Source organism: Motilimonas eburnea (assembly GCF_021295345.1).
Lineage (GTDB): Bacteria > Pseudomonadota > Gammaproteobacteria > Enterobacterales > CBDFNC01 > Motilimonas > Motilimonas eburnea.
The window spans coordinates 15,212-27,978 of sequence record NZ_JAIMJB010000008.1 but is presented as its reverse complement, the minus strand read 5'-3'; the positions used below and the strand labels follow the sequence as shown (position 1 = coordinate 27,978).

Here is a 12,767-nt window from a genome sequence, read left to right as displayed (position 1 = left end):
AATATGCTAGTCACGACAGAAACAACCAAATTCGATGTTAAGCATTACACATTCAACCCAGAGCAACTAGATGGCGAGCGATTCCAGCTTAAATGCCTTGGGGAGATAGAGCTCGAACATATGTTCACGATTTCTAATGAAGTGACGGTAACCATTCAAAAGAGTGAAGTGCCAGATAGATTATTTTTAGAGGAAAAATGCATTACTGGGGACGAACAACCGAACTTTTCAAGTATTCATGATGTGGAAATATTGGAAGATCGATTCATCATCCGAATCAAGTACAGCCACTTTAAATTTTTTACCAAAAACACATCAGAAAGCCGCAAGGCGACGTTGCGAGAAAAGGTAAGATCTTGGAACAAAGAGGCTGATTTGGTTCTGTTAGCAAAAAACTTTGTCACAGCCAAAATAATGGATAAAGTCGAAGTTTTTAATGACGCTGAATTAAATTGGGCACGACAGTTGTTCAACAGCAACTTAACGATTCGTATGCAGAGAAAGCTTGCGCAGGAAAAAAACCAGCAATGGCTTTTCCTAAAAGCATACGAGTATGAGCTCAACGCAAAGCTAGAGCACTTACACGATGAAAAAGCCAAGTTGCTTAAAGCCACCTTTGTCACCGATGCTGAAAAAGACACGCGCCGATTGCTACCTGAATTGGATGCGCTGTATCAAGAAGTATTGGAACAAGATGGATTGCACGAGAGAGACTTTATAGAAGAGCTAAAAATGTTTCAATAAACCAACCCAAACGGGCGTTACCTCCCGTATGGGAGTCCTAACGCCTCAATTAACCAATATGAGGACGTTATTATGGAAAACCTACTAATCAGCGAATTAAACCAATACCTAGAAGGTAGCGGCGTTAAGGTCAACTTTGACGGTGAAGGGTTTAACTTTCACTACCAAGTGCCCTTTTTTACGCAAGAGTACCTAACTGCATCACCCATGCTTAAAAAGAAGGTGGAGCAGTTGTGTTCGGTGTATTTTGAAGGGTTCCGCCCCCGCTTTGATAACATGAGCTATGGGTTCATCCTTGCTCCTGATCCAAACTTCAAAGCGGAAGGTGCTCCTGTACTTACCGAAGATGAAAAAGCGTTCCTAGAGCAACAAATGGTCGCGCTTGCCAAAGAATATGACGATAAGGACATTCCTGATTGGTCTGCCCGAGAGTCGCAAATGGCTAGTTTTCGTCTTAGAGCAAGAAGAATGGCCAAGAAAATGATCAGCGAAAGTAAAGCTGAGACCGTTCGATTAATCATCAATCAGTTTCTTGCTGAGCGAGCATGATTAACTAACCACTAACCAACCCAAAAGGGGAGCCTCCCTTTTTGGGGGTGTTCCCGCTTAAGGAGAGCACCATGATCAAATCATACAATCCAACAAGCCCGTACTCACAGATGCCCGAAAGCCCCTTTATAAAAGTTGGCGAAATCGTGAATCAGTACTCAACCGGCACGCACTATAAGCATGTCTACTCTGATAATCCGGCCCAAGATATTCCGGAATTATTAGATAATTCATGCTTTCTAATTAACACACAGTTTGCCGCTGAAATAGAAGTACAAGGAGTGGCTTGTTTTTTAAAGCGTCACCGTAAGGTGGGTGATACATTAATTCAGTACCTTGCGATCCCAAAGCGCAAGACTTCAAACAGCAAAACGCAATTGATTGTGTTAAGCAAGGATGAGGTCAAGCAAAAGATATTGGATCAGTTAAAGGAATATGTACCATGCGCGCTTTAACACCCCAAGAAAAACGCAATTTTTGCCAAATCTATCAGGCAGGTGAAAAAGCGTATTACGAAAAAAAACCACGCAACAGCAACCCTTATGCAATACCAACGCATGAACACACATGCTGGGCGGCTGGTTTTGAAGATGCGATGGCACTCAACCGTGAGATTGCCATTTAGCCAATACAATTAACCTCCATCCAGCCTGAGCGCTGGTGGAGGTTTTTTGTTTCTGGGGGGTTATATTTTGGCGGTGGGAAGCAAGTTTAATTCGATGTCAGTCTCAGACGTGATGTGTTGAAACACTAATGGATCAAGCACCTCAATAGATAACGTACCGGGACAAAGAGCATCACCAAGGTTAACCAAGTCATCATCGACCTCTGCCGCCAATGTCACGCAATGAATCGCCTTATTTTGTGATAGAGCGACATAGGTTTTTACAGGGTAGAAAGAGCATAACTGTAGCGCCTCATCGCTGTTTGGCTCATAAATCAGCACTCCCATGACGTTAGGTGTTTTGCGCCATTTATCGAGCTGTTGTTTCTGCTTTAATGGCGCCAAAGGGACGATGCGAAAAGCAGGGCTCACCAAATCAATAAACCGTTTTGACATCAGAGCATGACGTTCATCAAGCGGAGCAGTAAGCAACTCCCCGTTGAGCATCAAGATGTCTTGAGCAAAAAATGTGTCATCCACTAAGGTGCCAACAAGCACTGTCGCTGTTGCTGTCACAGTGCGACACAGCGTAGATAGTTTTCCTTGAACCTTATGGGCAACCCGGCTTTGAGGTTGGTTTCGGTGGCTTAGCACCACTTCACCATTTTCAAAGAGTGACACAAGCACACGTTCTCCGCGCATGTAGGGCATCATAAACCGCGTTTGGCTATCGGATAGATCAGCGTCATAATCTGACTCCTCACGCACAGGCAAGCTCTCTTTTGGTAATGACGGTAGCTGAAAGTGGTGATGATGCACATCTCTGGTTAACTCTGTTTTGCCTTCTGCCGCTTTCATTTGGATCAACTGATCACAAAACTTCTCGATAACCGGCCATTTAGAAGCATCGCAAATTCGTTTGGTGTAAGCTCGTCCAGCGCGAATGTATTCTTGTTCCACAACAAAGGTATCTAAAGAGACCTGGCGAACATGAAAGGTGAAAGGCTTAGGTGGCGGCGCGCCTTCCATGCGCTTGGCTCTTAGGTGAAATGTCGCTAACATTTTAACCTCCTAACCCTATTTGCAGACCAAACAAATCTGTCAAACCTAGCCCATTGTGAGTGTGAAGCTCAGGTGCTTCCTCTGGGGCTTCTTGTGGCTCGGGTGGAGCCAACTTTGGTAAGCGAGTCGAGTGGCCTAGAGCGCGCAAAAGTGTGCTGCTTTGCTCGCTAACACAAGCTTTATGGCGTGGATTGTAACCTGTGCTTTGTTTCTGACTGACTTCGTTATAGCTACGAAAGTAGGAGGTATGAACCTCTAACAATTCAAACAGGAGCGTTTCTGATTCATCATTAGCAAAGGTATAAGTCATAGCTTGCTTTAAGAAACGGCGCATAATAGAAGCTTCCAGCGCGTCTCGAATATCAGCTTGCGACCAACATTTAACCCCGCCGTATTTCTTAAACAAGCTTTCATCAATGGCTGCGTGTAGTTCTTCGGGCGAAATAACAGAAGTAAGTACATCACCATCAGCCATGATTGCACAAACAAAGCCGCCTTGAATATTCGCCTTATTGCTGTTTGGGTTAGCCTTAAAATCAGGGTATTCATAAAAACCGTTGAATTGAAACTCATCACCTTCAAAAATCAATGAGCCTTTAGCGTTCTTAACTAAACCCGCTTTTGAGGCGATAACAAGGTAACCCATCGCAAGCACCTCAGGTACAGCAATGGCATAACCGTGTTGATGATCGACAGCGACTTTCATTGTGGCTAATTTCGCAGCCGGATCCAGCGACAGGTTAAATTGCATTAGCGTCATAAATGCATTGACGATAGAGGCTTGGTGGCAACGATGTAATGGCACATCAATTAAACCCATTTTAGCAGGTTGTGCCTCGGCCATTAAATCATCCAAAAATGAAAGCTCTTGTGACCAATCAAGGGTGAATGACTTTGATAAATCAGAGTGACGTTCATCAATGGCGTGTTTCAGCTTAGTATTTAACATGACGCTCTCCTAGCTGGCCGCTCTTAACAGTTTAATGTCTTCATTATTGCTTGTGATCTGACTAGCTAATGCGACGGCATCATTGTTCTCACTGTTAAATAAAAACTCGGTTTCCCACTGTTTCCAAGCGCGGCGAAGTAATGCTGATTTTCGCATTTCATCAGCCCAAGCCGACATATAAAGGCTTTGAGTACCCCGCATCGCAATAGAGGCTTCCTCGGCCGCAAACAGCTCTTGTGCAGACATCGTGGTAGTTAATATGCTACCGCTAGGTGTTTTTGCCATAACATAACCGCCATCGATGGCGCCACGGGCGCTCGGATCGGTCGATAGCGTTTTAACAACGTGTTTCACTTTTTCGTATGGCCCGTAATACTCAAACTCATCTTTTGCGTAAACCACTGCCGCATCAGCGCGAACGATAACCCCCGCTCGAGTGGCGACAAGCAGATAGCCTCGGTATCCAATCTCAATCTGACACTTTACTTGGGCAGGATTTTGCGGATTGGTGACCGACGTTAAGTAACATTGCTGTTTACGAGGATCGAGAGTTAACCCCAACTCCATCGCCTGCATAAAGGCATGGAAAATGGTGTTAACCGGCGCATAGGCAAGCGCGGGTTGCTTGTTTAATTGCATGTATGCAAAGTTATACTCATTATCAAAATTGAGGTTGTAACCCTTTTGGCGAAAGACTTTCTCAACCTTGGTTTTTAGCTCAATAATGCCTTTGAGGACGGTGCTGATTTCATTTGGTTGACTGAGCATGATCGGTTACTCCTTTACTATCTTGAGGGTATTATTACCTGCGATGGCAAAGGCGCTACCGACAAAATAAGACGAAAATTATTCGTATGGATAAGGTTTTGTGGCAATGTGTTCGTCAAACAATCAAAGTAGGGGCAGGAATGCATGTGGTATCTAATAAGCGGTCACGCGGTACCCAAATTTTATAATAGCGATGGTGAGGTTATCAGTGTTGATCTGGACTATGCACACCAAAAAACGATCGCGTATGTGAACGAAGAAGGCGCACTCATCAAAACGAACTACGCAGGCAAGTGCATTTTAGACGACATCTGGATGATAGCCTTTCCCGAAAAGGCAGTACAAGCACTGGCTGCCGCAGGCATTTATCCATATCAAACCAAAACCATTGCCAGGGCTCGGGCAAAAGCACTCGGCCTAGTCGGGTTTAAATATGTGCAAGTACCGCCCATTGCAGTGACCACCCAACAATAACGGCTACGCTGGAGGCGCGCTGGTAAGATTAATCAGCCAGTAAGTGCCTTCTGCGCTATTATGCTGCGTTACATCGCCGATGGTAAACCCTAACTCTGGACACATGCCGAGAAACACGCGCACATCCCGTGGCGCACTGGCTTCAATGGTTTTGATTTGTACTGATTGCCCGCGTAATTCACTCATTTGTAGTGCTCGGCGCACATATATCATCACGTTGGGGCAAACATGATCCTTTAAATCGAGCAGATGTTCCATGGTTGGCTCCTAGTCTTTTAGCAATTGACGGCTAACTTTGATGCGAAGCTCATTACAAAGGTAGCGCGCTAAGCGCTTCTCAGAGCCGCGAACCACTTTAAGAGCGCCTTCGATGGTGTGCGTTACATCTAAGTCTTGCCAAATTTCATCTGCAAAATCATCAAGCGCCAGATTGTCGAGCTGTGACAACTCAGAAAAGTCAATCAAGCCATCTACACACTGGCGTTTGCCTGCTTCCACTTCCGCAAGCATGCAATGAATGACATGACCAAACGCGTAGAAGGTAATGGCGTAGCAAAACAGACTATTGGCTTTAGCGGCTAGCCATTCTTTATTGTCCTGCTGTGACGTAATCGACGCCCAAGGCAAGCTTGTGGCTAACGCATCAAAAAATTGCAAAAGAGCGCCCAAATACAGGTCGTAAACGCTGACATCGGCGAGCTCTCTATCGAGTACCGCCTTGGTTTTACCGCCAAGGGCGAGGCGCACAAAGTTGGTTAACTGAGCAAGAGTGAAGATTTGTCCGACGGTTGGCTTACCATCACGGGCAATAAAGTTGGCAAAACAAGGGGTCGCTTCAATTAAGTCGGCTAGCTCATTAGTCAATCGGCTCAGGCCTGTTGCACTATCAAAAAAGATGGTTTGTGAACTATTGGGTTTTTTACCGGCGTGAAAATCAGAAAAAATTTGGCGGATAAAAGTGCGTGATTCATAAAGGGTGGCCGTGGGTACGGGGATCACTTTCACATCAATGTGGTAATCAGCTAGCTCAGGGCATTCGGCTAGGGCAAGGGCAATGCCTGAGACTCGGCCTTGGCCATCGATCAAGATTCGGTCGCTGGTGGCGGGCAAATTAAATTCAACAATCTCGATGCCTGAGTTGGTGTAAACAAAGCGCTTAGCTATGGTTGCCAAATCACAAACCACGACAGTCACGCTTGGAAACACAGTATTGCGACGCTCAACAAGATAGCGATAAATCCCTTTTACGCGGGAATTTTCTGCATTGCGCTGATAGCGGTCTTTCACCTGCTTGGTTTCATCCTCGCAGGGAAACGTTGCAACAAACTGAGCGTAGGTTAGCCGTGTGGCCACGGTCGCACCAATACCTTCGTTGCCCGTCATACCGACAAAGGCTAAGTCGTGCTCGACAGTGATTTTTTGCTGTTTCAATTCGATTTGTGCATCAATCATGGTTAGCTCCAAAAGGCGATTGCTTGATGGAGCTAGTATTGAGCAGATAGGGAAAGGCGCTAGTCAATCGGTTTATTGCTACGCAATAACGGCTATCCATCCCCCACCTGAACGAAGGGGCTTTCCGCCGATTTTGGTAAAATGCCTACTTACTTAAAGCTTTTTCTAGCCCATAACGGGAGCGGGAAATCCACAGGGAAGGGTTGTGTTATACTAGCTTGGCGTTGTCTGTCGATCATGGCCAACGTCCCCCCCCAACGCTTGTTGAATTCGTTCATAGGCCTTTTAAACCGATCCCTTGCAGTTTTTTCTTGATAATCACTCCAAGCTTGCATTAACGGATTATACACTGTGGTTTTTTGCCCATTCTCAATTTGAGCAATATATTCATCTACGCTGATTGCTGTATCATCAAGGCGGTTAGCGTCACTTCTATCAACCTGCAGAAAGCAATGCCCGATAGGATTGTAGAAATACAGATAAGTTCTGATGAGTGCAGAGACCAATTTTTGACGGCTTTGAACACTCGCTTTATCCATTCCTTTCAGAATGTCGTATTTTCCAAATGAAACATATTGAAGTCCGTCGCTCTCAGTGACATGAAAATACAAAGCAGGGGCAATATTGGCAGGGATTTGTGATGGTTCAGTGTTAAACTTCGTTTTTGTAGCCTTATACCACTTAGACAACTGAGATAAACAGCCAAAACCCTTAGTTTCAAAGGTTGGAGAGTTTTTTTTGTCTTTCATATATTGAGATTCGAGTTTATGAGCGATCAGCTCGCCAATATGATTCGATTGACCTAACATACACAGATGCTCTAGCGTAGCGGGGCAAACCTTTAAGAGCCCTTCGCTTCCTAAAGCGGATGTGTCTAATAGTTCATCAAAGAGTTTTCCTGTTGGCTCAGGGGTTGGCGTTAGGGAATTAAACACATATTCAGCCCATTCTTTCAATAAACCTTCGATGTCAGACTCGACGGCTGAAGAAAATTCATTTTTATTCAAGCTGATTTTACCGTCACCAACGAGTTGCATTATATATGCCCAATAATGGGAGCCATGAATTGCATTAATATACTGATAAATTTTACGAGCTCTTTCCAATGAAAGAGGTTGGCGATCATCGTGTGAAGGTCGCTTGCGGAGAACGCGTGAACCCATCAAATTCTTCTGATCGCTAGGTCGGTCCATAAAATCGTCTTCATAGGGTTGAAGGGCATTAATCACTGCAATATCGATAAGATTCTCGATCGGAGGTAGCATCAAAAAAGGCTGGTATACATATAGAGGGTTCTCAATAATTGTATGCATCATCGAGAAGGGGTATGGGTGAGTATCAAAGGATACAGGAAACATAATGGCGTGTTCTTCCATCTCTTTGATTATCAAATTGCGATCTAGTTCTTTTAATGAAGTCTCGTTATTTTTTAGCTTGCTAATGAGATCAAAAGCGCTGATACCCGAATCAAGTAAACGCAAAATATCGTTGAGCTGATGATCATCTGAACGATTTAATCTTCTAATTGTAGCCCCCCAAAACATCAATCTCTTGGCGAATATTTGCATTTTATTTCTATCACCATTAGCAATGCAGTCTATTGCGTACCTGTGAAGTAGCCATATTTGTTCAAAAACATAAGAGTACGCTGATTTTATGTGGTTAAACTTAGCGTTTGGGTTGAATGATAAAATTGTAGTGGACATGAGTAACCCTCTATCTTAGATGGTTTGTATATCGCATTAATACCTAAATTTGTCAACATGGTGATAGTTTCTTTAAAAATGAGGTAAATCAATCACCAGTAAGGGTTGTTTTTGTTTTTTGGTTTTTCATTGTTGTGCCAATTTAGTTCTTGACTTGGTTGTGTCTTGCTGCCTAAGATTTAGTGGCTAAGGTTAGCTATAAACGTAGCGCCTAATGTGCGGCCACTTTTTAAGCGGGTGCGAGAATCATTAATCGATGAGGTGAAGTATGGGTATTATTGACACATTTTGTGACATTGTTGGTGGGACTGTAGATTATGTAACAGACAACCCTGGCAAATGTTTGGCTGTAGTGGCAGCAACCGTTGCCACAGGTGGCGTTGCGCTAGCTGCAGCCCCAGCTGTCGGAGCCGCGGTAAGTGCCGCAGGCTTTGGTGTAGCTGGTGGTACATTGAGCGGTGCTGCGGCAAGTAGCGCAGGCCTTGCAGCTTTAGGTGGTGGTAGTTTAGCTGCTGGTGGCGCGGGTATGGCGGGTGGTACAGCTGTAGTCACTGCTACCGGCGCTGGTACTGGTGCAATCGCTTCAGGTGTTATTGCCTCTAAGTGTGACTAATTTCAATGGCGCCGCCGCTGTATATTGCGACTCAACAAGGAGCTTTCGTATGCATCATTTAGAGTTGCAGGAATAGCCACTAATGTAAACAACTACATCACAAAAATAGATGCTGGTTAGCCAGCTCTTTACTCAATCATAAGGATCAACCAATGACAACAACATTGAAACATGCCCGCAAAGCGCTTAATAATGCTAATGATGCTTATCATTTACTTGTGTCAATAGACGATCACGGCGTAACAAAGACCGTGAACAAACTGGCTGAGAAGTACAATGAAGATAGCAATACAGCATCGCTTGATCCTCAGCAGCGATACAAAATAGAAATGCAAAACCAGAAAAAAGCGACTGACCATGTAGAAATAACAGTTGATGCGGCTAATAACCAAGGTAAAGGTAAAGCCGTCCGTGAAGCGTTAGACGCAGAAGCCAAAGCGAAAGCCAAAGCAAAAGTTGGTGATAACCTACTTGCCTAATAGCCTAAGTAAAACTCCCTCTATAACATCGTTGCTAACAGGGCTGCGGAAATACACCTCCGCATAACCCTGTGCCTTAGTAGCGCCTTCTCAACGCCGAGTTACCATTAGCTCAAAGTTAACTAAGAGCTAACCACCGATGCCAGAGCTAATCTCAATCCTTGATCTTGATAGTTTAAAAGCCGCCGAAGATAGCGAAATACATGCTATGTATGAGGACATGGTGGCTGGTTATGTTGAACTGTTAAAAACAGGCGCAGCGCTGCAAATCGGAAGTTCGATGGCAAAAGACTCAACGATTATTTTGAATGGTGCGGTTGAAGCAATGCGCAGGGCGATAAAGGTGGGCTACATAGAGCGCGATCACCCGCTGGTGGTTACCACGATTGATACCTTGCTAGAGCCAGAGCCAATCACTTGCTACGTCCCGTTTGCGCATAAGCAGTTGAAAGCATACTGCGCAGCCGAAGGGATTAACCTGATCTTAAAAATTGGTTCACCGCCAATTAATAAGCAGTTGTCGGTACTATTCTTTGGTGCCATGAAGCTACCTGCTACCGCTGCGTCAGGCCGTGCGGCAGATTGCAGCATTATCTGGAAGTTGGATACAGCCAGAGCGTTATTGCGCGAGGTTAAACAATCATTACCCAAGAAGCACCAGGAGCTAAACTGGGTTAGTTGTTCTGGCTCTCGTTCGGCTGAATCATCACGCCGTTCGATGAACATGCAAAAGCAAGGCGTCAGTGAGTTAACCGCCAAAGCGTTAGCAACACAAATCATCGAAGCGGATAAGGCCCAAGTATGGCGATTCGCCCCGATAGCAGAATGGTCAACCCCTGAAGTATTCAGTTGTTTGCTAAGAATGGGTGGCGATCCAATGACGAAACCAATAACAGGCAAAAGTATTGCCGGTTATGCTGGGAACTTTGGCTTACTGCTAAACATTTATGGTGAAGGGGCTAACGATACTTGCGATGTAGCAACGGGCAAAAATGGCGATACCAGTTGCAACGGCAGCGCTCGATATGGCTGTGTTACTTGCGGAATGGTCAACTCTGAAAACTCATCGGAGCTACAATACCGTAAAGAGTGGCGCTGGGGTCGCTTTGGCGATGCTACCTCACGACTACGCGATTACGTTGCCCGCGTCACTTCCGATGTGAATGCGCGGATCTATCACCCTAAAGCTTACGATCCTGCGGCGAACAACAACGTGTTTTTGCAACCGAATGTATTGCACCCAAGGATTTTAGAAAAGTTGGTGTGGTATGCGGCGCAAATCAGTGAAGACAGCGTAAAAATAGCCGCCCAATTTAAGGCGCTGGTGGATCAAGGTCGCGTAATGGAAGATGAAGGCGTGCAAGATATTATCAATGACACGAGCATGAGCGACAAAGTGAAAGCGGATTACTTGGAAATGTATATCGCCCGGTTGCAATCGCCAATGTGGGAAATGTTCACCACTAAGCATGCCGTATTGCTATCTCTACTATGGTCATTGCATGGTGTCTGTGCTTTGCCATACCGTCCACTAAAAATCCTTGAGCTGGTACGCTCTGGTAAGCGTTTGCCATTTCCTGCGCTAAATACGGAGCTGGCTGAGAAAGGCTTATTTACACGCCTGACAGCCCCCAAAATCCCCGACGCGCTGGTGGCTCAAATCTTTAAACCTGCGGCAAGTGAAGACGATATGTTGCCATGGGACATCAATGAAGCTTGGATCAAGCCTGATAGCGTGAGTGAGTTATTGGGTGCGGGCAATTGCTTACTAAGCAATGAAGCGGTGCATAATCGCAAAGTGAAAGCGACCAAGCTAAGCGGCAATGAGTATAAGTTGGTTGATATGGCCACAAGCAAAGTGATGAACCTAGAGCCCGGTTTTATTATCACTTACCTAGCTGACATGAGTGTAGGTCAAAGCAAGACGTTAACCCTGCCTAATCAAGCGCTATTCACCAGTGGCATTAAAGGTTGCCGCGTAAATCACGTTGCTGGTTTGCCAGTGCGAGTTAGAGCCAGCGCGAGAAAACGCCAGTGGAATAAGAAAGCAAGCCGCTATGAAGTCGGCCGCGCCTCACTGATCACCTACACGCCAGCCGTCGAATCCAACCTATCAGTGCAAACAACCGCAGAAGTCAGTTACTACCTGCCTAGCTACATGATGACAACCCAGAGGGTATTAGATATAGCGAGTGATGATATTCCCGCGGCGGATGCGTTTGAGTTTGATGATTTTGCTTTTTCAGAGTTTGAGTCGTTTGGCGGGTTAGACGAGCTGATCCAACTGCATGACAAGCAGCTAGCATACTGCCTAAAGTATCGGGTATCGACACGCAAGTTCACCGGCACACGCCCCGTATTCAAGTTGCTCAACGGGCTTGGTTTGTCAGTGAGTGACACTAACCGTCGTTATGTCCTTGCTTACATCAAGCGGGTGGAGATTTTTAATAACGCGAACTTGTTTGAGCTTGGCCTTAGCAAGCGTGAAGTGATTGAGCAAGTACCTTTTGTTGTCGATATGGCAACACACCGAAGCCAAAAAGCGCAGCATTTGATGGCTGTTCGGCGCGCAAGAAATATTAACCGTCTTGAAGCTAAGGCGGTGATGGATGCCATGAAAGCAGATCCCGTCAATACTGCATTGCAACGAGTAACAAGCCGTGTAATGACGTTTATTCAGCACGACACTCAAATTCGCTCAGCCTATCGCACCGCAAAATTGTTGAACATCCTGGGCCTGATTGGTGAGGCCAAAGCAGAACAATTCGGTTTCTGGCTGGCGCAGTATGGTAGCGTGTTGAGCAGCATGAAAGAGGTGCTAAACCTGTTGGCTACCGATGCCGAGCGCAAAGCGATTGAGTCAAATTACCCAGCGATGATAGGACTGGCGAATAAAATTGAACAGCAAGTTAGCCAAAGCAGAAGAAAGCTTACCTGCGTGGATGAAAGAGAAGCACTGAGCTATCTTGAGACGCATGTTGCATTAACGGCCAAGGGCGCTTATCAATGGCTTGGTAAGCATGGCCAGTCTAAAGCCACAAACCTAGTTAGTTCATGGTGCTCTCAAATAGATGCTCTTGATTGGAACCTACTTGAGTACAATTTGCAGCAAGTTTTAGCGGCTGCATCGGGTTTAGATCGCGTCGATTGGCAAGGCCGGCGCCAATGCAAGAGCTGGAATGAAAACGGGAAATCCAAAGTGCTAAAAGCCAAGGTGTTTTTATTGGAGCAGTCGGTGGATTTCGGTCCATCACTCACACAAGACTTGGTAGACAATTCAAGTGTGTCGGACACGGCATCATTACTGGCAGGTAAAGTCAAAGGCAGTTATCTGGCACAACGGCGATCTATCGTACAAAATTAGTTG

General features: G+C 45.4%; 14 protein-coding genes. 8 read left to right on the top strand and 6 right to left on the bottom strand.

Translation table 11 applies throughout. The features are described 5' to 3' along the window. The first annotated feature begins 3 nt into the window (after positions 1–3). The 4 genes from K6Y21_RS09450 (at position 4) to K6Y21_RS09435 (ending at position 1,918) form a co-directional block, all read left to right on the top strand. Positions 4–744, top strand: a complete 741-nt coding sequence (locus tag K6Y21_RS09450) for a hypothetical protein (RefSeq protein WP_233071591.1) — start codon at positions 4–6, stop codon at positions 742–744. Between the two features lie 72 nt (positions 745–816). Further along, the gene (locus tag K6Y21_RS09445; RefSeq protein ID WP_233071590.1) at positions 817–1,293 is read left to right on the top strand and encodes a hypothetical protein; all 477 of its coding nucleotides are present in this window, start codon (positions 817–819) and stop codon (positions 1,291–1,293) included. A gap of 71 nt (positions 1,294–1,364) precedes the next feature. Continuing rightward, complete coding sequence (locus K6Y21_RS09440; protein ID WP_233071589.1) at positions 1,365–1,748, top strand: hypothetical protein; 384 nt, start codon at positions 1,365–1,367, stop codon at positions 1,746–1,748. Continuing rightward, positions 1,736–1,918 carry a hypothetical protein gene (locus K6Y21_RS09435; protein ID WP_233071588.1) on the top strand — a complete coding sequence of 61 codons (183 nt, stop codon included), beginning with the start codon at positions 1,736–1,738 and terminating at the stop codon, positions 1,916–1,918. Before K6Y21_RS09440 ends, K6Y21_RS09435 begins: the two co-directional genes overlap by 13 nt. A 60-nt stretch (positions 1,919–1,978) precedes the next feature. Here the strand turns inward: K6Y21_RS09435 and K6Y21_RS09430 are convergent, their stop codons facing one another. The 3 genes from K6Y21_RS09430 to K6Y21_RS09420 are packed head-to-tail and all read right to left on the bottom strand — an operon-like array spanning position 1,979 to position 4,676. Continuing rightward, the gene (locus tag K6Y21_RS09430; RefSeq protein ID WP_233071587.1) at positions 1,979–2,959 is read right to left on the bottom strand and encodes a hypothetical protein; all 981 of its coding nucleotides are present in this window, start codon (positions 2,957–2,959) and stop codon (positions 1,979–1,981) included. 1 nt (position 2,960) lies between these two features. Beyond that, positions 2,961–3,908, bottom strand: a complete 948-nt coding sequence (locus K6Y21_RS09425) for a recombinase family protein (protein ID WP_233071586.1) — start codon at positions 3,906–3,908, stop codon at positions 2,961–2,963. Positions 3,909–3,917: 9 nt separating this feature from the next. Next, positions 3,918–4,676: a recombinase RecT gene (locus K6Y21_RS09420; RefSeq protein ID WP_233071585.1), complete on the bottom strand. Its 759-nt coding sequence runs from the start codon at positions 4,674–4,676 to the stop codon at positions 3,918–3,920. A gap of 144 nt (positions 4,677–4,820) precedes the next feature. On the opposite strand from K6Y21_RS09420, the gene K6Y21_RS09415 reads away from it, so the two are divergent. Then, positions 4,821–5,150: a hypothetical protein gene (locus K6Y21_RS09415; RefSeq protein WP_233071584.1), complete on the top strand. Its 330-nt coding sequence runs from the start codon at positions 4,821–4,823 to the stop codon at positions 5,148–5,150. A 3-nt stretch (positions 5,151–5,153) separates the two neighbouring features. Here K6Y21_RS09415 and K6Y21_RS09410 read toward each other — a convergent pair whose 3' ends face one another. From K6Y21_RS09410 to K6Y21_RS09400, 3 genes are all read right to left on the bottom strand, one after another. Further along, complete coding sequence (locus K6Y21_RS09410) at positions 5,154–5,408, bottom strand: hypothetical protein (protein WP_233071583.1); 255 nt, start codon at positions 5,406–5,408, stop codon at positions 5,154–5,156. A gap of 9 nt (positions 5,409–5,417) precedes the next feature. Continuing rightward, entirely contained in the window at positions 5,418–6,602 is a 1,185-nt protein-coding gene (locus tag K6Y21_RS09405) for a DNA sulfur modification protein DndB (RefSeq protein ID WP_233071582.1), read from the bottom strand. A 149-nt stretch (positions 6,603–6,751) separates the two neighbouring features. Further along, positions 6,752–8,170, bottom strand: coding sequence for a hypothetical protein (locus tag K6Y21_RS09400; protein ID WP_233071581.1), 1,419 nt, complete (start codon positions 8,168–8,170; stop codon positions 6,752–6,754). 406 nt (positions 8,171–8,576) lie between these two features. Between K6Y21_RS09400 and K6Y21_RS09395 the strand changes: the two genes are divergently transcribed. The 3 genes from K6Y21_RS09395 to K6Y21_RS09385 all read left to right on the top strand — a co-directional run bounded on the left by K6Y21_RS09395 (position 8,577) and on the right by K6Y21_RS09385 (position 12,764). Further along, positions 8,577–8,921, top strand: coding sequence for a hypothetical protein (locus K6Y21_RS09395; protein WP_233071580.1), 345 nt, complete (start codon positions 8,577–8,579; stop codon positions 8,919–8,921). 152 nt (positions 8,922–9,073) lie between these two features. Next, positions 9,074–9,400, top strand: coding sequence for a hypothetical protein (locus tag K6Y21_RS09390; RefSeq protein ID WP_233071579.1), 327 nt, complete (start codon positions 9,074–9,076; stop codon positions 9,398–9,400). A gap of 139 nt (positions 9,401–9,539) precedes the next feature. Continuing rightward, positions 9,540–12,764: a hypothetical protein gene (locus tag K6Y21_RS09385; protein WP_233071578.1), complete on the top strand. Its 3,225-nt coding sequence runs from the start codon at positions 9,540–9,542 to the stop codon at positions 12,762–12,764. Positions 12,765–12,767 lie beyond the last annotated feature (3 nt).